At 43.5% G+C, this 18,699-nt stretch carries 19 protein-coding genes; 2 read left to right on the top strand and 17 right to left on the bottom strand.

The genetic code is table 11. The features are described from left to right. Positions 1–36: 36 nt before the first annotated feature. From tig to rpsO, 5 genes are all read right to left on the bottom strand, one after another. Entirely contained in the window at positions 37–1,350 is a 1,314-nt protein-coding gene (gene tig, locus M3M37_RS01645) for a trigger factor (RefSeq protein ID WP_252795430.1), read from the bottom strand. 146 nt (positions 1,351–1,496) lie between these two features. After that, positions 1,497–2,684, bottom strand: coding sequence for an elongation factor Tu (tuf, locus tag M3M37_RS01640; protein WP_252795429.1), 1,188 nt, complete (start codon positions 2,682–2,684; stop codon positions 1,497–1,499). A gap of 166 nt (positions 2,685–2,850) precedes the next feature. Beyond that, entirely contained in the window at positions 2,851–3,735 is an 885-nt protein-coding gene (locus M3M37_RS01635; protein ID WP_252795428.1) for a hypothetical protein, read from the bottom strand. 57 nt (positions 3,736–3,792) lie between these two features. Further along, positions 3,793–5,508: a ribonuclease J gene (locus M3M37_RS01630; RefSeq protein ID WP_252795427.1), complete on the bottom strand. Its 1,716-nt coding sequence runs from the start codon at positions 5,506–5,508 to the stop codon at positions 3,793–3,795. A 155-nt stretch (positions 5,509–5,663) separates the two neighbouring features. Further along, complete coding sequence (gene rpsO, locus M3M37_RS01625) at positions 5,664–5,933, bottom strand: 30S ribosomal protein S15 (RefSeq protein WP_252767046.1); 270 nt, start codon at positions 5,931–5,933, stop codon at positions 5,664–5,666. Positions 5,934–6,162: 229 nt separating this feature from the next. On the opposite strand from rpsO, the gene rpsT reads away from it, so the two are divergent. Then, positions 6,163–6,420 carry a 30S ribosomal protein S20 gene (gene rpsT / locus M3M37_RS01620; protein WP_252795426.1) on the top strand — a complete coding sequence of 86 codons (258 nt, stop codon included), beginning with the start codon at positions 6,163–6,165 and terminating at the stop codon, positions 6,418–6,420. A gap of 25 nt (positions 6,421–6,445) precedes the next feature. On the opposite strand, the gene holA is transcribed toward rpsT, so the two are convergent. The 12 genes from holA to M3M37_RS01560 form a co-directional block, all read right to left on the bottom strand. Next, positions 6,446–7,468, bottom strand: a complete 1,023-nt coding sequence (gene holA / locus M3M37_RS01615; protein WP_252795425.1) for a DNA polymerase III subunit delta — start codon at positions 7,466–7,468, stop codon at positions 6,446–6,448. After that, positions 7,446–9,662 carry a DNA internalization-related competence protein ComEC/Rec2 gene (locus M3M37_RS01610; protein ID WP_252795424.1) on the bottom strand — a complete coding sequence of 739 codons (2,217 nt, stop codon included), beginning with the start codon at positions 9,660–9,662 and terminating at the stop codon, positions 7,446–7,448. The genes holA and M3M37_RS01610 overlap by 23 nt, the downstream gene beginning before the upstream one ends. Positions 9,663–9,712: 50 nt before the next feature. Further along, on the bottom strand, positions 9,713–10,195 hold the full coding sequence (locus tag M3M37_RS01605) for a ComE operon protein 2 (RefSeq protein ID WP_252795423.1): 483 nt from the start codon (positions 10,193–10,195) through the stop codon (positions 9,713–9,715). Between the two features lie 64 nt (positions 10,196–10,259). After that, the gene (locus M3M37_RS01600) at positions 10,260–10,940 is read right to left on the bottom strand and encodes a ComEA family DNA-binding protein (protein WP_252795422.1); all 681 of its coding nucleotides are present in this window, start codon (positions 10,938–10,940) and stop codon (positions 10,260–10,262) included. 72 nt (positions 10,941–11,012) lie between these two features. Beyond that, complete coding sequence (locus tag M3M37_RS01595; RefSeq protein ID WP_252795421.1) at positions 11,013–12,062, bottom strand: SepM family pheromone-processing serine protease; 1,050 nt, start codon at positions 12,060–12,062, stop codon at positions 11,013–11,015. Further along, complete coding sequence (gene coaD, locus M3M37_RS01590; RefSeq protein WP_252795420.1) at positions 12,055–12,537, bottom strand: pantetheine-phosphate adenylyltransferase; 483 nt, start codon at positions 12,535–12,537, stop codon at positions 12,055–12,057. Before coaD ends, M3M37_RS01595 begins: the two co-directional genes overlap by 8 nt. A 4-nt stretch (positions 12,538–12,541) precedes the next feature. Continuing rightward, a complete protein-coding gene (gene rsmD / locus M3M37_RS01585; protein ID WP_252795419.1) occupies positions 12,542–13,096 on the bottom strand; it encodes a 16S rRNA (guanine(966)-N(2))-methyltransferase RsmD in 555 nt (184 codons plus the stop codon). Positions 13,097–13,098: 2 nt separating this feature from the next. Beyond that, positions 13,099–13,353 (bottom strand): YlbG family protein, encoded by a 255-nt coding sequence (locus tag M3M37_RS01580; protein WP_252795418.1) that lies wholly within the window; start codon positions 13,351–13,353, stop codon positions 13,099–13,101. Positions 13,354–13,366: 13 nt separating this feature from the next. Continuing rightward, positions 13,367–14,560 carry an FtsW/RodA/SpoVE family cell cycle protein gene (locus M3M37_RS01575; RefSeq protein ID WP_252795417.1) on the bottom strand — a complete coding sequence of 398 codons (1,194 nt, stop codon included), beginning with the start codon at positions 14,558–14,560 and terminating at the stop codon, positions 13,367–13,369. A gap of 143 nt (positions 14,561–14,703) precedes the next feature. Beyond that, the gene (typA, locus tag M3M37_RS01570) at positions 14,704–16,542 is read right to left on the bottom strand and encodes a translational GTPase TypA (RefSeq protein ID WP_252795416.1); all 1,839 of its coding nucleotides are present in this window, start codon (positions 16,540–16,542) and stop codon (positions 14,704–14,706) included. A 188-nt stretch (positions 16,543–16,730) separates the two neighbouring features. Next, complete coding sequence (locus M3M37_RS01565) at positions 16,731–17,027, bottom strand: UPF0223 family protein (protein WP_252795415.1); 297 nt, start codon at positions 17,025–17,027, stop codon at positions 16,731–16,733. Then, positions 17,011–17,943, bottom strand: a complete 933-nt coding sequence (locus tag M3M37_RS01560) for a lactate dehydrogenase (protein WP_252795414.1) — start codon at positions 17,941–17,943, stop codon at positions 17,011–17,013. The genes M3M37_RS01565 and M3M37_RS01560 overlap by 17 nt, the downstream gene beginning before the upstream one ends. Before the next feature lie 182 nt (positions 17,944–18,125). Between M3M37_RS01560 and def the strand changes: the two genes are divergently transcribed. Then, on the top strand, positions 18,126–18,686 hold the full coding sequence (gene def, locus M3M37_RS01555; RefSeq protein ID WP_252795413.1) for a peptide deformylase: 561 nt from the start codon (positions 18,126–18,128) through the stop codon (positions 18,684–18,686). Positions 18,687–18,699: the final 13 nt, after the last annotated feature.

The raw sequence follows: 18,699 nt of genomic DNA, 5'->3' as shown, positions 1-18,699 counted from the left end.
TTAATCAACATGGTCTTTTAAAAGCAAAGTGCTTAATTAGTCTTTGTCTTTAGCGTCGTCTTTACTAGCAGAAGCTACTTGCTTAGCATCGTCAGTAATCAATTCAACGGCCTTTTCAATGGCAATGTCGTGTTTCAACATGTCATCAGAAAGAGCACCACGAACGGCTTCTTCCTTCATACCGTATTGTTCGGCTAAGTTCTTAACTTGTTGAGCGACTTCTTCGTCACTTGGTTCAATCTTTTCAGCCTTTACAATGGCTTCTAAGACCAAGCTCGTCTTAACCCGTTCAGGAGCGCCAGATTCAAATTGTTTCTTCAAGTCATCTTGACTGGTTCCGGTTAACTGGAAGTACATGTCAGCAGAAATTCCTTGTTGTTGAATTCCAGCCAGGTATTGATCCATTTGCCGTTGTACGTCTTCATCAAGCATTGCTTGTGGGATGTCTTTAACGGTGGCGTTATCAACTGCTGCTTTAACGGCATCGTTTTGTAATGCTTCGTGAGCGCTAGTTTCTTTTTGTTCCTTAAGTTCTTTTTTAATCTTTTCTTTTAATTCGTCTAAAGTGTCAACGTCCTCGTCAACATCTTTAGCAAATTCATCATCTAGCTTCGGTAATTGCTTTTCTTTAACTTCGTGAATCTTAGTGTCAAAGATTGCTTCCTTACCAGCTAAATCTTTTTGTTGATAATCTTTCGGGAAGGTTACCTTAACTTGAACTTCATCACCAGCCTTGTGACAAACTAATTGATCTTCAAAGCCCGGGATGAAGGAACCAGAACCAAGTTCTAGTGAGTAGTTGTTAGCTTTTCCACCTTCAAAGTGGTCGCCATCAATGGAACCATCAAAATCAATTGTAACCGTGTCGCCATCTTTAGCAGGACGGTCAACCAAAACTAATTCAGCTTGGTTTTCGCGCATTGATTCCAACTTAGCATCAACGTCTTTTTTGTAAACCCGAGTATTTTGTTTAGGAACAGAAACACCCTTGTATTCACCTAATTCAACGTCTGGTTTAACGCTCACTTCAGCCTTTAGGACCCATGGTTTACCTTTTTCCATGGATTCTACACTAATTTGTGGTTGACCAACTGCTTCAATCCCAGCGTCAGCCACTGCGCCTGCATATGCTGTAGGCAACAAAATGTTAAGTGCGTCTTGGTATAAAGCTTCCTCACCGTACATTTGGTCAAAGACCTGACGAGAAACCTTTCCTTTCCGGAAACCAGGGACGTTAAGATTCTTTTTGTTTTTTTGAAAGGCTTGGTCTAAACCAGACTTAATGTCATCTAAACCAATTTCAAACGTTAATTCGCCTTGATTTGCTTCTTTCTTTTCCCAATCTGCCATTTAAATTCCTCCAACATGAAAAAACAAACGTTTCTTCAAGTAATTAAAATACATTTCCATTTTAACGTATCCATCTGAAAATGTAAACATTTACAACAATAGAAAAAGGCCGAAGACCATGTCTTCGACCTCTCTCAAAAGAACTATTAGTCGTCGATTTCAGTAACAGTACCGGCACCAACAGTGTGTCCACCTTCACGAATAGTGAACTTAGTTCCCTTTTCAATGGCAACTGGTTTCGTTAATTCAACGTGGAACGTAACGTTATCACCAGGCATAACCATTTCTTTGTCCTTGTCCAATTCAATCACACCAGTAACATCAGTAGTGTGGAAGTAGAATTGAGGACGGTAGTTTGAGAAGAATGGAGTGTGACGTCCACCTTCTTCTTTGGTCATGATGTACACTTCGGCAGTGAACTTTTCGTGAGTCTTAACTGAGCCAGGAGCTGCAAGTACTTGACCACGAACAACTTGTTCACGGTTAACACCACGAAGTAAGACACCAACGTTGTCCCCAGCTTCACCAAGGTCAAGGGTCTTACGGAACATTTCAAGACCAGTAACAGTAGTCTTGATAATGTCAGGTACTAAACCGACGATTTCAACTTCGTCACCGACTTTAACAGTACCACGATCGATACGACCTGAAGCAACAGTACCACGACCAGTAATCGTAAATACATCTTCAATTGGCATCAAGAATGGCTTGTCTTCGTCACGGTCTGGAGTTGGGATGTATTCGTCAACCGTATCCATTAACTTCATGATTTGGTCTTCAGCTTCTTTGTCACCGTTTAAGGCTTTCAAAGCAGAACCACGAATAACCGGAACATTGTCACCATCGTAACCATATTCTGATAATAATTCACGAACTTCCATTTCAACTAAGTCAATCAGTTCGTCATCATCCACCATGTCAGTCTTGTTTAAGAAGACGATAATGTAGTCAACACCAACTTGCTTAGCCAAAAGGATGTGTTCACGAGTTTGTGGCATCGGACCATCAGTTGCGGCAACAACCAAGATGGCACCATCCATTTGAGCAGCACCAGTAATCATGTTTTTAACATAATCGGCGTGTCCAGGAGCATCGATATGAGCGTAGTGACGCTTTTCAGTTTCGTATTCGATGTGGGCAGTATTAATAGTAATACCACGTTCTTTTTCTTCTGGAGCAGCATCGATATCAGCAAAGTCTTCAGCCTTAGCTAAACCTTTTTCTGACAATACTTTTGAAATTGCTGCAGTTAAAGTAGTCTTCCCGTGGTCAATATGGCCAATCGTACCAATATTAACGTGGGGCTTTGTTCTTTCGTAATGTTCTTTTGCCATTATGAAACCCTCCTATGATTTTCGTAAGACGTTCTTTGGATAATCACCAAAGTATCTTTACACCCATTATACAACATAACGGGAAAAGATAAAGGGATTACCTCAAAGAATTCACTATCATATTATATCTACTGTCCCCCCATTTGTAAACACTTAAACCTTGTTTTTAATCAATTAAATTCGTCATTAGCCGCTCCACGGTCTTTAGCCATTTCTCGGCAGAGGTCCCATCAATTTCAAGCTTCTTCCCCTGCGCCTGTCGTTCAAACTGTACTAACCATTGTTCGGGATTATCGATGATTTCATCTGCAAAGGGATAAAGGTTCTGTAATTCCACCTGAATTAGTGCCTGTAGTTGTCCCTGCTTGATGGGATCTGTGTGACCGTATCGTTCTTCTAATAACGCTAGTAGCCGTTGAAAGGATTGACTTTCCGTACTATCGACTAATTGTTCCGGAACGACCGTGTATTTCTGCTCATCAATCCACAAAAAGGAGACTTCATCGCTCACACGCAGTCGCATTAAGTTATTCAATAGTTGTAGTCGCCATACGGGATGAACGTCTGCATCCATTAGATTTTTACGAGCGGCTGCCACATACTGGTCTTTGGGTAACCGTTCCGCCTGAGAACTAATTTGTTGTTGTTCTACCACAGAAAAAGCACCAAGGTGATTAAACTGCCGCACTAAACCCTCCTCACTTGAATTCGCTTGTTCCGCTCGTTGCAGTTGATCTCGCTCGGGATCACTCACAGCATTGGGAAGTTGTGCCAAAATAATGTGCGCTTCGATAAATCGGTGATCCGCTAACAAAATTTCAATTAATAACGGTAGTTTTTCCCTGACAAAGTACGGAAAATGCTCGTCCACCAACCGATTAGCCGCTGTAATCTGATGCTGACGCATCAGCCCCTGCGCTAGTGGAGCCAAAATCGCTTCATCATCGCTTTCATCATAAAGATCCAGCAAAGCGGTCGTGGCCTGAGCAATTTGGTCCGCCTCCAAATCTGACTGAGCTTGTTTTAAGCGGTCTTGTTGTTGTTGGTTCATCCTCACACCTCCCGAGAAAACAAGAAAAGACCTGGGTTTAACCCAAATCTTTTCGTCTTATTTTTTCTTTTTGTTTTTAGCATTCTTTGACCGACGGTGGTGTTGGTTAACTTCCATGATCACCGGTAAAATTACTGGGCGCCGATCCGTCTTCTTATAAAGGAAAGAACTTAACTTCTCCCGGACATCTTGTTTCAAAAAGCCCCAGTCAAATTCCTTGTTATCTAAGTTGCTGCGCACCGTTTTTTCAACGACGTCGGCTGCTTCGTTTAGAAGCGCTTGGTTAGATTGAGCGTAGATAAAGCCTCGTGATGTTACCTTGGGCTTTTCCACAATTAGCTTCTTCTTGCGGTCAATGGTTACTACGGCAATAAAAACTCCATCTTGGGACAAGACGCTCCGATCCCGTAAGACAATGTTACCAATGTCACCAACCCCAATTCCATCAATCATCGTATCAGAAGCAGAGACGGCTTGTGCTAATTGCATGCCCTTTTCGTCAAACTCAATGACGTCACCCTTAGCGGGCATTAAAACGCGATCCGCCGGAAAACCAGTGGCAAACACTGCATCCGCCGCTGCCTGTAATTGGTGGTATTCCCCTTGGACGGGAATAAAGTATTTCGGATGAATCAAACTAGTCATCATTTGAATGTCGCTACGCGTAGCATCACTAGCTAGGTTGAGATTCTCTCCAATGCTAGCAACCGTGGCATCATCTTGGTAAATTAAATCCCGGGTCTTTGCCCATTCATTATCCATCGAACGGAATGGATCGGTTGCCAGTAACACTAAATCGCCACTTTGAATCTGAACCCGAGGGTTCCGTTGGCTAGCCATGTCCTCTAACGAGCGCATTGCTTCCCCCGGTTGCCCGATGTGAAGAACAATCACTTGTTCTGGATCCAGCTGGTTTAATTCTTTTTCTGATTTAACGAACAAGTGTGGTTCTGGATTGCTTACTTTTCCTAGTTCTAGCGCCGTATCTAAGATTGCCTTGGACTTATCGTTAGCAAAGAAAATTCGCCGATCAGTAGCTGCCGCGGCATCAATGATTTCTTGGAGCCGGAGCAGATGATCTGCCAGACAAGTCACAATAATCCGGCTGGCTTGAAAGTCAAAAACGTCAACTAAGTAATCCCGAACCTTCTGCTCTTCAGCAACTGTCCCCTGATCCTCAGCGTTGCGAGAATCACACAAGAGCGCTAATACCTTATGCTTGCCCACCGCTGCAATGGCAGCATAGTCAGCTTGGTATTCCGCAGGCACGGTTTGATCAAACTTAAAGTCCCCAGTGTAGACAATACTTCCGAGGCTTGTTTGAATCGCGATTCCAACTGCGTCTGGAATGGAGTGGGTTACGCCAAAGAAACTGACCGTTCCGTCATCAAACACGATTTCACTACTATCACTAATAACGTGGAAATCATGAAATTTCTTCGCCTTTTTGTGCTTGGCAACCAGCTTTTCTGCCAATTTAATGGTCAGTTCGGTTCCAAATACGGGTACATCAAATTCACTTAAAAAGTATGGTAAGGATCCAATCGAATCTAATTGTCCCGAAGTTAGAAAAACGCCCACAATCTTATCGGCATTTTCCTGTAGATAGGTGAAATCAGGAATAACGTAATCTACACCTAGCATTTCGTCGAGTGGAAATTTAGAGCCACAGTCTAAAATAAAAATGCTACTTCCATTAATTTCAACCGCAAATAAGTCTTTCCCTTCTTCGCGGACCCCACCAAGGGGAATAACTTTAACGTTCTTTTTCATTAATTGTACACCTCAAATTACTAGTTCAAATTCTTTTCAGAAGCAAAAGCTTCAAGCCGTCCCTTATATACCTAGTAACTAGTGTAACATACCAACTAAAATTAGTCAGAAAAAAAGAGACCACACCAAGTGTCGGACTCTAAATGGTCAGCATCTTAACGACGAAGACCAAGACTCTTAATTAATTCACGATAGCTTTGTACATCATTTTTACGTAAGTAAGCTAATAAGTTACGACGGTGACCAATTTTTTTCATTAAGCCCCGTTGTGAATGAAAGTCCTTCTTGTGAACTTTCATGTGTTCGTTGATTTCATTAATGTCAGCAGTTAAAACAGCGATTTGAACTTCCGTCGAACCGGTATCCCCTTCGTGTTTAGCGTACTTGTTAATGATATCCGTCTTTTCTTCTTTAGTTAAAGCCATTTGCTTTTCCACCTTTCTTCTTCTAATCCCTTGTTCTGAGTATTACGTCAGTGACTCGTAAAACTAAGCACAAGTTACGTTATTAAACATACACTCTTTCGCTTCACTACGCAACCCTCTTTGTTTAATTCCCCCGAAGTATTGCATTTAAAGCTGCCATTTTGTATAATTAGGCTTGTTAAACCGTGAAATAGATGAGATTATTTCACTAAGTGGAGGTGAATAAAACATGCCAGTTATTAAATCAGCAATCGAACGGATGAAGACCAACGAAATTGCCCGCAAACGGAATGCTTCTGAAAAGAACTCCATGCGGAGTGCCATCAAGAAATTTGAAAAGGCTAGTGTAGATGGTACAGAAGATATCGACCGGATTTACCGGGACGCCATCTCTGCCATTGACCACACTAAATCAAAGGGTCTCATTAAAGCTAACAACGCCAACCGGAAAAAGGCTCACTTGGCTCGCGTTAAAAACTCTTTATAAAAATAAAAAACGCTTAGCAGTTTTGCTAAGTGTTTTTTTGACTAAATTGAATGGCAAACATTTCAAAAAGCAGTTCGGGATTCGCCGTGCTGCTTTTTAATTTGTGCTCAATTTCAACTAATGCAGCAAAGGCTTGTTCTAAATAAGGAATGGAAAAGCGGGTAATCATGCGACTCGCAATTTTAATCCGATACGGATGAACTTTTAACGTTTGCGCCATATGGGCTTGGGTTTGTCCATGTTGCTGTAAAATTTTAACCTGCAATAACAACCGAAATTGCGACTCTAAGAGCGCATTAATCTTAATCGGGTCTTCGCGTTGCGTCAACAGTTCATGATAAAACTCAATCGCCGCGTTCGTTTTGCCGGCAAGTAATTTATCGGATAAATCAAACACATTCTGAGTGGTGGACTTGGCTACCAACTGATCTACGGCATCTGCGGTAATCACGTGCTGCTCCCGGCAAAATAAAAATAGCTTTCGCAGCTCGTTCATAATTAACGCCAAGTCTCCCTGGGTGCGTGCAAACAGTTCAACCACTGCATCCGGTTCAATTTGATAATCTTGTTTTTGAATAAAATGGCGGACAAACTCCGTCGTTTCTCGCTCTGAAATCGCATTTAAATCAAGTATCGTCGCGCTCTTTTTTAGTTGTTTAGTCACCCTTTTCCGGTTATCTAACTTTTCATACGGAGCAAATACCACTAAGACGGTCGCAGGAGACGGATTTTGCAAATAAGTAATTAAATCTTCCAGTTCTTGTTTGTCACTTGCCTTTCCCTTCATCCCGGTCAAAAAAGTGGCATTTTGAATCACAACCACCCGCCGGTCCCCAAAAAACGGCACCGATTGAGCATCGTTTAAAGCATCCCCTAAGGACGTTTCCTCTAAATCGTAAGTAGCAAAATTCATCGTCCGTTCTTCTGCTGGGACTAGCTGCTGAAGCCGGGTTAAAATTTGACTTTCCCAGTAGTCACTCCGACCGGACACCAAATACAACGGTTGGGGATCCGTACTAATTTGTTCAATTATCTGACTGATTGCCATGCCTAGTTTCCTTCCACTTGGTTTTAAATTCGGGTTGTCGAAGTAAACCGCCGTAACGATAACGAATCATGCCCATTGTCTGGGTATTAAACAACCGAACGTGATGACGCTGCATGGTGAGCAACGTCTCTTGATTGGGATGACCATACCGATTGTGCCGCCCAGCAGAAACAATGCCAACCCGGGGCGCAATCGCTTGAATAAACGCATCCGCTGACGAAGTTTTACTTCCATGATGTCCTAATTTTAACACGTCCACTCGTAACTGCGGATAGTGCTTTAGGAGATCATGTTCCTCATTCTGAGGTAAATCGCCCGTAAAGAGGAATTTTTGTCCGGCAAATTGTCCATACAGAACCATCGAATCCTGATTTTCGCCTAAACCCGGTCGAAATGGATGTAACACCTGTAACCGAGTAGCTGGGATCGTTTGTCCGGCCTTCACGCTAAGTAGCTGGGTCTGGTTTAAATACGGCTTAATCTTCCGCATAAAGTGCTGGTTCCGGTTCATACCCCACGGGATGATAACCCGTTTCACCTTAAACTTAGCTAAGAAACTGGTCAAATCTCCCACGTGGTCAGCGTCTTGATGACTTAAACAAATGTTATCAATCCGACTAATTCCCCTGCTTTTTAAGTACGGAATCGTGGTGGTCGGGGCTAAGTGAACGGTCGGTTGCCCCTGCTTGGCAAAGAAATTGGGTTTGCCTCCGGTATCAATCAGGGTTACGGAACGGTTTAATGGTTCACGAAGCATAATGGAATCGCCCTGCCCCACATCAAAAAAACTGATCTCTCCAGTAAGGGGAAAATGAATTAGCAGTACCGTCAAACCAACTAATCCACCCAGGCAAAGGACCTGTTTCCAGCTCCACCATTCCATTAAAAGAAGTAGCAAAATAATACTCAACAGGACTATCCATCCAGGTGGTTGTCCCAGTGCAAGGCTACCCGGCGCCGTCGCCAACCAATTCGTAATCTGACTAAACCACTGCAACACGGTTTCTGTGCCCCAAATGGTACTTTTAAATACCAGTTGCCAAGCATAATTAAGTAAGATTAATGAAAATAAGATTCCGGTAAATAATGGTACAAAAATCAGGTTAGCTACTAACGACAACCAGTGCCACTCATAAAAATAATATAGCAGTAACGGCAGGCCTACGAGGTTTAAAATCATGGTCTTTTTCAAGTTCCCGGCATCCCGACAGTAATACATCGTAAAAGATAGTAGGAATGACAACTGAAAGCCCAGTTGACCGATATCCCACGGATTAAGCAACAAACAAATCATTAACGTTATCGCCCAGTAATCCAGACCGCTTCGCTTTAACTTTCCGAGTTTAAACCAATAGCGCTGTTCCACGGCGAGAGTGGCTCGCAATAAACCAATTGCACCACCGGCCACCCCACAGTAAAGCGGTAGTAACAGCATTGCGCCACATTCGGATGCTTCTTTGCGAAAGTGCAACAGCGTCGCTACCCACATCCAGAGGTTCAACAAAACATAGACGTGTAAGCCGGCCAAGCTAAATAAATGAATTAAGTTTAGCTTCTTAATCCCGGTACTACTCTCCCGAAATTCAGCGGTTCGATCCCCGAACAAAAGACTCTGCACGTAACTACGTAATTGTTTTGGCATTGGCGTTGCTTGTGCTAAACCCCACGCCCGCCACTGATGAATCATTCCGGTCAAACTGGCGGTTGGAACTGGTTGCACACGTGAAACATCACTAATTTGTAGATCACCACTGATTCCCTGGCTGCGCGCATAACCCAGGGAATCAAAGGCGCCCCAATTTGAAGCTGCTTGGGGCAAACTCAAGGTCCCAGTAACTTGCAACTGAACTCGTTTCGTAGTTTGCAATGAAGCCTGATTTTTTAAAGGTCGCCCATGAAAAAAGACCCGTTGGTGGTTAGCCAACTCCCCAATGCCGCGTAAGCTGGTCTTGGTATTAACCACCTGATCTGGAAAAGCATAAAGTTCAAAGGTTTGCGTCCGTTCAACTTGTTGCAGTATTTGTCGGGTTTGGTGTTGCACCGTCTGTTGGGCCTGCCAGCCAACTGCAAGTGGAATCACTAAACTCAGTACGTTCAACCAACAAAAGTGGTGTAAGTGAAGCCGCCAAATTCGCAGTAACCAAAGACTAGTTAACAACAGACCACTTGAGGCGTCCACCATCATGGTCCACATCGTTAGTGCCCATAAAAAAGCCGTAAAAACAAAAAAATTCGATTTAATCGTTAATCAATGGAAAAATAATCAGCCAGTGGTAAATCCTTTAGTTGTTGGCGGTCGAGCTCGATTTTTTCGACCACCACACCCTCTTTACGTAAGAGTCGTTCTGCGTATTCATTGTTGTGATATTCACGCAGATACTTAATTTTTTTAATTCCAGCCTGCAATAACATCTTGGTACATTGCAAACACGGAAAATCGGTCACATAAATTTCGGCTTGATCGGTTGATTCTCCAAACTTAGCACACTGTAACACCGCATTCATTTCGGCATGAATGGTTCGCTCACAATGACCGTTCACCAGATAACAACCCACATCAATACAGTGATCGTCCCCAGAGACAGAACCATTATACCCGCCGGCAATAATGCGTTTATTCCGCACTAAAACCGCTCCCACGGACAACCGTTCACAGGTACTGCGGCTCGAAATTAAGACTGCTTGTAACATGAAATATTGATCCCACGGAATTCTCTTGTTTGCCATCGCTGTTCCTCCATTTCAAGTTCGAATGGTTTCAGTATACCAAGAAAAACGCCGTGATTCATGATTAAACCGTTAGGGAATCTTGCAGCTGCGTGACCGTTTTGACCCCAAAGCCCGGCACATTTTTCAAATCATCCACCGCTTTAAACGATCCCGTCTGTTGCCGATACGCAATGATTTTTTCGGCCTTTTTAGCTCCTACTCCAGAAATCGACTGCAGTTGGGTAGCATCGGCCTGATTCAAATTAATCTTGCCAGTACTAGAACCCGATCCAGCCGGTGTAGCAGTGTTTCCCGCTGTTGCTGGACCAGCCGTTGCATTACTAGGACCAACTGGCGGCTTTTCTCCTTGATTAGGCACGTACAAAATCGTTTGATCAGTGGCTTTTTGGGCTAGATTAACTTGATTGACATCCGCACTTTCCAAAAATCCACCAGCTAATTGAATGATTTTATCAATTCGCGTATCCGGTTCCATTTGATAAACCCCTGGATGCTTAACGGCTCCCTTCACGTCAACCACCACATTTCCCGTCGGCTTCGCTTTCACCGGTTTGGCAGTTGCTTTTTCCTTAGGTGCAGTTGTGGCTGCTTGCGTTACCTTCATCGTAGGATCAGGCGTTGCCGTTTGGTTGCTCCACCAAAAAATCCCCAAGCAAAGCAATCCGATTAACACTCCAATCCCGACTAAACTTCCCTTCCATTTCCAAGCTAACTGCTCCCACCATTCGCTGATTCTTTCCATTGTTTCCACCCCTTTCTCTTAGTTAGATACGCAAAAAAGCTGATCTTCCGTTAGGAAAATCAGCTTTTTAATTTAGTGCGTTTCTAAATAATGTAGGGCTTGGTCAAACGAAGTTACGGGCACCACTTTCATCCCTGGTGCGTATTTCTTCGCCGTTTCTTTAGCTACTTGATAATTAGTCTTGTGTCCTTCTTCTAAAGCCAGGTTCATTTTCGTAGGTTTAACGTACGGGCAGAAGAAGACTTTGGCCCCACTCTTGTTAGCGGCAATAATTTTCTTATCTACCCCACCAATTTCACCCACTTGACCATTAGTGGCAATCGTTCCAGTTCCGGCAATCTTTTTAACGTTGTACTGCTTGTGCGTCAGTTGACTGTACACTTGCAAGGCAAACATTAATCCACCGGAAGGTCCCCCAATTTGACCGGGTTGAATCTGAGCAGCGGGATCAGTCTTAATTGACATGTCATCAATCATAGTGATTCCAATCCCATTAAAGCCCTTCACAATTTCTCGTTTTTGGCCCTTCACCGTCATCTGGTGACCGTCCCGCTTAAAGGTAATCGTCAACGGGGCGTTTTTCGGCAAACTTTTAATGTATTTCACGTATTCGGTACTCTTTGTCAATTGCTTCCCATTCACGGATTCTACCAAATCAGCGGGACGAAGTCGGTTTTCAAAGTCTGACTGCGGAAAGACGTTTAAAACGTAAACTCCATGGTAACTCTTAGTGACCGGTCGATTTGCGTGCTGATACCCCACAGTAATTGCGTTGTTAATTGCACTGTCCATATAAACCTTTTGGACGTTATTAAAATCGGCGTTATTTTGACCACCAGTTACCGCATCCTGACTCTGAATGTCAATGTGAGGATCAAAAATTTTCCAAACATAGGAATATGGATGGGCCTGGGAAATGGAAACCGCCGTGATCATAAATTCGTTGTGCTTCAGAGGCTTTTCACCTTGAATTTTTACCATCGGTTGAATGTTAATTGCTTCCCCCGGTGCCTCCACCACTTTATTCAACGGCCAGAAAAAGAACCATAACACGGCCACCAAAAGGGCCGCTGCGAGGAAAGCTGAAGTCGTTTTTTTATTTTTTTGCCAAAATTTACGCATGATTTCTCCTTTCTTGCAATGCCCGTGCGACGGGATCCGGCACAAATTTATGCACGTCTCCACCAAACGAATTAATCTCCTTCACCATAGAGGAAGAAATTAATTCGTAATCACGATTAGCAAACAATAGAATTGTTTCAATTTGTTCATCTAGTAACCCATTCAAGTTGGCAATCTCTTGTTCATACACAAAGTCTCGGGAATCACGCGTCCCACGCACCACGATGTTGGTGTGCTGCGATTTCACGAACTCAGCCGTTAATCCACTATAACTGGTAACGCTCACGTTGGCAATTCCTTGGGTACTTTCTTCAATCAGAGCAATCCGTTCGTCTACGGAAAATAAGCTCTGTTTACTGGGATTCATTCCAATTGCCACAATCACATGGTCAAAAATTTCACCGGCCCGCTTAATAATGTTTAAGTGTCCGTTAGTTAACGGATCAAAACTACCTGGATAAACCGCCGTTTTCATGCTGTTATTCCTTTCCTTGATAGATGGTGACTAACGTGAGACCGTAATCTTTCTGTCGTAGGAGTTCATAATGTTCTACTTCCTTCAACTCCGCTGTGTGGTCTGTTTCACAAATCACCAGTCCTCTGGGCCTGAGTAAGCGTAACTCCCAAATTTCTGCCAGTTGCCTGTTCATTTGTTGCGCCGCGTACGGCGGATCTAAAAAAATAACGTCAAACTGCTCATTTTGCTGAGTTAAAGTCTGTAAAGCCTTTTCCGCTGACATCTTCCACACGGTTACTGTTTGATCTGGGTCGGTAACAATCGTCGCATTTTGTTTAATCGTTTTGATGGCTGCAAACTGACGGTCGACCAGAACCGCCCGTTGCATTCCGCGAGATAAAGCTTCCAAAGCGACGGCACCTGAACCGGCAAAAAGATCTAAAAAATTGCCACCCTGAAAATACGGTCCAATCATGTTAAAAATAGATTCCCGGACCTTATCAGTGGTTGGACGGGTCTTATTTCCGGGAACTGGATGTAATTTGCGTCCTCCGTAAGTCCCTGCAATAATCCGCATGCTTATCCAGCTCCTTCCGCCGTCTGATTCAGATCTTCAAATTGAAATTCCAAGGTTTGCGTCGGCGCTACATCAACTCTTTTGACCATTCGAAGCTGATTGAGTTCTCGCATGATTTTATTTACATCTGCCTGCTTCACGTACAGAATTGCATAGCGCATCCGCCGTGAGACGTAGCGCACATCTCCAAAGCGTTGCAACGTTTTGGCCTGCTTGACAGAAAACAGCGAAACTAATAATTCCGTTCGTTTTTCCATGATTAGTCCCCTCCTAGTTTCTTAAACTACGTAAGCGTGGCACGCGTTGGTCCCGAATCTGCTGCTCGTTATGACTGATTTTCATCACCAATCCTAGGCACAAACTCAAGGTAATAATACTGGATCCCCCATAACTAATGAAAGGTAACGTAACTCCTGTTAATGGAACAAAACCGACTGCTCCTCCAGCATTAAAAAGGGTTTGAATCATTAGGTAGGCGGCAGTTCCGTAACAAATCGTACTGTAGTAAATGTTGGTAGTCCGAATCCCAATCTTAATTATCCGTGCCACCAAAATGAACAGCAACGCTAAAATCACGGTGACCCCTACTAACCCGAGTTCTTCGGAAATAATGGGTAAAATAAAGTCGGTATTCGGTTCGGCCAAATACCCCATTTTTTGAATCGAGTTCCCAAGTCCCCGGCCAAACAAACCACCATTACTGATGGCATAGTAAGAATTAATCAGTTGTTGACCAGAACTCTGAGCATGCAAAAATGGATCGGCAAACGACACAAACCGTTGAATTTTGTAATTACTACTATTATCAGCAAATTGAATAATCCAGCTTCCCGCTAAGTGCATTACCATTAACGGTAATACCAAACAAAAGCTCACGATTCCCACCACAAGCTTGGGGGCCGTACTGGCTGCTAAAAACATAATGACAATGATGAAGAGGTTAATTGCAAACCCACCGGTATCTGGTTGAGCTAATACTAAGAAAAGAATCAAAATTGGTAAAAACAATGGTTTTAGATTATAGGTAGTCGCCCGCCAAAGGCCTTCTTGGGCGATGATACCTGATCGCTTATTAAAGAAATTCGCGAAATAAATGATGAAGTAAAACTTACAGAGCTCAGCTGGCTGCAAGTTAATCGGTCCCAAGTTGATCCACCCGGCTGCTCCGTTAATCTTTTTACTAATAAAAAAAACTCCAATTAACAGGATCACTAGAATGACACTAAGCGCCATGATAAAATAAACATTTTGAAAAATCTTGAGTTTAATGCGATACATCAGAAACATCAAAACCATGGCAATCATGACAAATCCAATTTGTTTATAGAGATAAGCAGTCGCAAAACCCCCGTGGGTCAGTCCAATTCCGGCACTTGAAGAATAGACCATGACAATTCCAATGCCACAAAGTAATAAGTATGGGAAAAAGAGATACCAATCTAGTCCTTTAAAAAACTTCTTCATCGTTCATTCTCCGGCTTCCTTTTTAATTAAGTACTTTCATTGTACTATAAACCAGCAGACTTTCAGCAAGAAAACCATTTCAATTTTTTAGTAAGCACGACACAAAAAAAGACTGCCAGTATTGGCAGTCTTTTTGCGTTTAATTAACGGTTATGTTTTTGCTTCTTCGCAGCTTTTTCCCGTTCGTTCGTGTTCAAGATGCGTTTCCGCAACCGCACGTGGTCAGGAGTAACTTCACAAAGTTCATCACTGTTCAAGAATTCCAATGATTCTTCCAAGGTTAAGTGCACCGGTGCCTTAACCTTGGCAATATCTTCAGAACCAGCGGCCCGGACGTTCGTTTGGTTCCGACCTCTCGTGATGTTGACGGAGATATCGTTATCTCGGGAGTTTTCCCCCACAATCATTCCTTCGTAAACTTCCGTACCTGGGTCAGTAAAGATTTTACCCCGGTCTTGCACAGCCATGATGGCGTAAGTGGTTACCTTACCCGTGTTAATGGAAACCAAGGTTCCGTTTCGACGGCCTGGATCCCAGTTCTTAACTACGGGAGCATACTTTTCAAAACTGTGGTTCATGATTCCGTATCCGTGCGTTAAGGACAGGAATTGCGTGGAGTATCCAATCAAGCCTCGAGATGGAACCAAGAAGCTCAGTCGGGTTTGGCCGTTACCGACACTTTCCATGTTTTGCATTTCCCCTTTACGTTGGGAAAGGGTATCAATGATGGAACCAGAGTATTCTTCTGGAGTATCAATTTGAACTGATTCGTATGGTTCGCACTTTACTCCGTCAATTTCTTTGTAAATAACTTCAGGACGAGAAACTTGTAATTCAAAGCCTTCCCGCCGTAAAGTTTCAATCAAGATGGACAAGTGCAATTCACCACGTCCAGAAACTAACCAAGCACCTGGATCATCGGTGTCTTCCACTCGGAGAGAAACATCGGTGTGCAGTTCCCGTTCGAGCCGGTCAATTAATTGCCGCGCCGTCACGAACTTACCGTCTTTACCTACAAATGGCGACGTGTTCGTTCCAAACGTCATTTGCATGGTTGGTTCGTCAATCCGCAAGATTGGAAGTGGTTCCAATGCATCTGGAGCAACGACCGTTTCCCCAACGTTAATATCTTCCATTCCAGATACCGCAATCAGGTCTCCGGCCTTGGCTTCAGTGATGTCAACCTTATTCAAACCGACAAATCCCATAATCTTTGTTACTCGGAATTTTTGTTGGGAACCGTCCAACTTTATTACGACCACGTTGTCACCAACTTTAATCTTGCCCCGAAAGACCCGACCAATTCCGATCCGACCCACGAAATCATCGTAATCAAGCATGGCAACTTGGAATTGTAATGGATCTTCTGAGTTATCGATTGGAGCTGGAATGTTGTCTAAGATGGTGTCAAAGATGGGCTTCATCGTGTGTTCTTGACTATCAAGGTCAGGATCCAGGCTGGAAGTCCCGTTCATTGCTGAAGCGTATACCACTGGGAAGTCTAATTGACTTTCGTCAGCCCCTAATTCAATGAAGAGGTCTAAAACTTCGTCAACCACTTCTTCAGGACGAGCACCGGGCTTATCAACCTTGTTGATTACCACGATGGGTGTTAAGTGTTGGTCCAAAGCCTTTTTCAGCACGAACCGAGTTTGTGGCATCGTACCTTCGGCAGCATCAACCACCAAAAGCACTCCATCAACCATCCGCATGATCCGTTCTACTTCACCACCGAAGTCGGCGTGTCCGGGAGTATCCAGGATGTTAATTTGTTTGCCATCGTACTTAACGGCCGTGTTCTTTGACAGAATCGTGATTCCACGTTCCCGTTCAATTGGGTTCGTATCCATGGCCCGGTCTTGAATTTGTTCGTGACCATCTAACGTGTCAGATTGCTTTAAAAGTTCGTTAACCAAGGTCGTTTTACCGTGGTCAACGTGGGCAATAATGGCAATGTTTCTAATATCATCTCTTGTTTTCAAATGTGGTTCCTCCTCCAAAGCATTAAAAAAGCCAACAACTCAATTCAATCGTAACCGTCAGATAAAAAGCCGTGACACTGTCACAGCCTCTCTGCACTCCATATTAACAATGTAAAATCGTTTGATGCTCTTCTATTCGCTGTTAAAACTATTATCAATCATAGCACATTAGTCTCGTTACAGTCAAACTAATTGACCTTAATCCATTTCACCTGGGGAGTGGCTTCCACCTGCTTTAAGACCTGGTAAACGTCAAAGCCCGAATTACGTTCAAACTCGCGTTGCAATTGATTCTGTTCCGTGCGCGACGGATTAATCGCTTGAAAGCGTTGAAAGCTCTTAATCAATTGTTCTCGGTTTACTCCGTGAGGCTGTTCGTAGGCTCGTTCTATGTTGCGAAAAAACTCCGTCACATCCGTCAGTTCAATCACCGACCAATCTTCGACGATGGGGTAACTATAGGTATCGTTAGTGCGTTTCTTCATGCTGACTTTCCTTTTTAATTGCTTCAATAATATCTGTTGACCAGTTTAAATTATAGTCCAGTTCGTCTGTTTCAGCATCCGATAACTTGAATGGCAACTCGTGTGATAACCCGCCCTGATTGATCAGTTTGGGCATCTGGTTTAGCGCAATTTGATCGCTCTTTTTTTCTAAACTAACCACTGGTTGCACAGTGGAATCCGCTCCGATGAGACATAGCAAAAGCTTTACAACTGCTTGAATTTGTAACACCTGATTGACAACGATTTGCGGATCCGTAACAGCTTGCTGCAACTTGCCAATCAAATCGGTGTCGTAATTATTCGTCGGACTTGCCACGTAGGACAATAATGACGATGACCCCACATAAATCCGATTCCAAGCCAAAACACAATTAGTGTTCAAGCCACAGGCGCTCACGTTGATGTCCTCATCAGAAACGTTAAAGTTCGTAATCAATTGCTCCCTTAACATCAACGAAACCGGAACGTTTCCCACTCCCATTAACTTGTTCACGTCAAGACCGGAAAAAGTGGCTAGGAAATACAAAAAGACTTCGTCATGGGGCGCATCCACAATAATTTTCCCCTGAAAAGCGCGTTCCATTACGTCGTTAATCATCAACCGCAATTCATTGATTGCAGGAGCTAACACTGGGGCAAGCTTGTCAGCTTCTGTCGTTGGTTGATCATAAAAATCGAGGCTCGGAACATAGATTAGAGTATCAACCATACTCAAATCAGCAGCTGCAGCTAATTTTTCTGTCCGAAAATGGCGACAAGCCCGAGCAATGATGGCTTCTGCCGCAAAGTTCTCCTCGTCTAGCAAAACCGTCACCGGTAAATCCAACATAGCAAGGGCCGTCAGTAGTTGGTGAACCCGTGTGGGTGCTCCTGTAATTAAGATTGAGGCTTGCATCCTTTTCATCTCCCAGTAAGATAAGATTAGTTCAGCGTTTCGTTTTTAGTTAGTAATAACCTAACATTAAGTTAAGAATTTGCAAAGTTTTTCGTAAATAGTTGCAAAGATTTGTTTTGCAAGCGTGCAGCCGCTAGCCTATAATGAAGTACGGATTATCACAACGAATGGAGGCTCTTACCTTGTATTTAATGAAAGACATTACCCGGGATGGTAACCCCGTCTTGCGCAAGCAAGCGAAACCGGTCCAGTTTCCCCTTAGTGACGAGGATCGCCAGCTGGGTGAAAAAATGATGCAATACCTAGAAATTAGCCAGGATGAAGAACAATGTAAAAAATACCACCTGCGGGCTGGAGTCGGTTTGGCTGCGCCCCAAGTGGGTGTTTCCAAGCTAATGGCAGCGATCCTAACTCCACCGGAAGAAGAAGGTCAGGAATCACCGTTCAAAGCCATCATGGTGAATCCGGTGATTGTCTCAAATTCCGTCCAACAAGCTGCCTTGTCCGTGGGTGAAGGCTGTCTTTCGGTTGATAAAGACATTCCAGGTTACGTACCGCGTTCTGACCGAATTACCGTTGAATATCAAGACCTAGACGGTGAAAAACACCGCGTTCGACTCAAGCACTATCCTGCCATCATTGCCCAACACGAGATTGACCATTTGCACGGTACTCTCTTTTACGATCACATCAACAAACAAGATCCGTTTGCAAAAGAGGATAACGAAATCTTTATTGAATAGTCGAAACAACTGC

Origin of the sequence: Fructilactobacillus carniphilus (genome assembly GCF_024029675.1) — a bacterium.
GTDB lineage: Bacteria > Bacillota > Bacilli > Lactobacillales > Lactobacillaceae > Fructilactobacillus > Fructilactobacillus carniphilus.
Note: the sequence above shows the minus strand (reverse complement) of the source record. Positions and strands in the feature narration are given on the sequence as shown.

Bases quoted from the DNA above. Each gene is read 5' to 3' on its own strand.
- coaD (WP_252795420.1), bottom strand. From the start codon at position 12,537: ATGAAAACGGCGGTTTATCCAGGTAGTTTTGATCCGTTAACTAACGGA.
- M3M37_RS01580 (WP_252795418.1), bottom strand. From the start codon at position 13,353: ATGGAAAAACGAACGGAATTATTAGTTTCGCTGTTTTCTGTCAAGCAG.
- M3M37_RS01560 (WP_252795414.1), bottom strand. From the start codon at position 17,943: ATGCAAGCCTCAATCTTAATTACAGGAGCACCCACACGGGTTCACCAA.
- holA (WP_252795425.1), bottom strand. From the start codon at position 7,468: ATGGCAATCAGTCAGATAATTGAACAAATTAGTACGGATCCCCAACCG.
- M3M37_RS01600 (WP_252795422.1), bottom strand. From the start codon at position 10,940: ATGGAAAGAATCAGCGAATGGTGGGAGCAGTTAGCTTGGAAATGGAAG.
- tig (WP_252795430.1), bottom strand. From the start codon at position 1,350: ATGGCAGATTGGGAAAAGAAAGAAGCAAATCAAGGCGAATTAACGTTT.
- M3M37_RS01630 (WP_252795427.1), bottom strand. From the start codon at position 5,508: ATGAAAAAGAACGTTAAAGTTATTCCCCTTGGTGGGGTCCGCGAAGAA.
- M3M37_RS01610 (WP_252795424.1), bottom strand. From the start codon at position 9,662: ATGTGGACCATGATGGTGGACGCCTCAAGTGGTCTGTTGTTAACTAGT.
- rpsT (WP_252795426.1), top strand. From the start codon at position 6,163: ATGCCAGTTATTAAATCAGCAATCGAACGGATGAAGACCAACGAAATT.
- rpsO (WP_252767046.1), bottom strand. From the start codon at position 5,933: ATGGCTTTAACTAAAGAAGAAAAGACGGATATCATTAACAAGTACGCT.
- rsmD (WP_252795419.1), bottom strand. From the start codon at position 13,096: ATGCGGATTATTGCAGGGACTTACGGAGGACGCAAATTACATCCAGTT.
- M3M37_RS01575 (WP_252795417.1), bottom strand. From the start codon at position 14,560: ATGAAGAAGTTTTTTAAAGGACTAGATTGGTATCTCTTTTTCCCATAC.
- M3M37_RS01565 (WP_252795415.1), bottom strand. From the start codon at position 17,027: ATGAAGAAACGCACTAACGATACCTATAGTTACCCCATCGTCGAAGAT.
- M3M37_RS01635 (WP_252795428.1), bottom strand. From the start codon at position 3,735: ATGAACCAACAACAACAAGACCGCTTAAAACAAGCTCAGTCAGATTTG.
- tuf (WP_252795429.1), bottom strand. From the start codon at position 2,684: ATGGCAAAAGAACATTACGAAAGAACAAAGCCCCACGTTAATATTGGT.
- M3M37_RS01605 (WP_252795423.1), bottom strand. From the start codon at position 10,195: ATGGCAAACAAGAGAATTCCGTGGGATCAATATTTCATGTTACAAGCA.
- M3M37_RS01595 (WP_252795421.1), bottom strand. From the start codon at position 12,062: ATGCGTAAATTTTGGCAAAAAAATAAAAAAACGACTTCAGCTTTCCTC.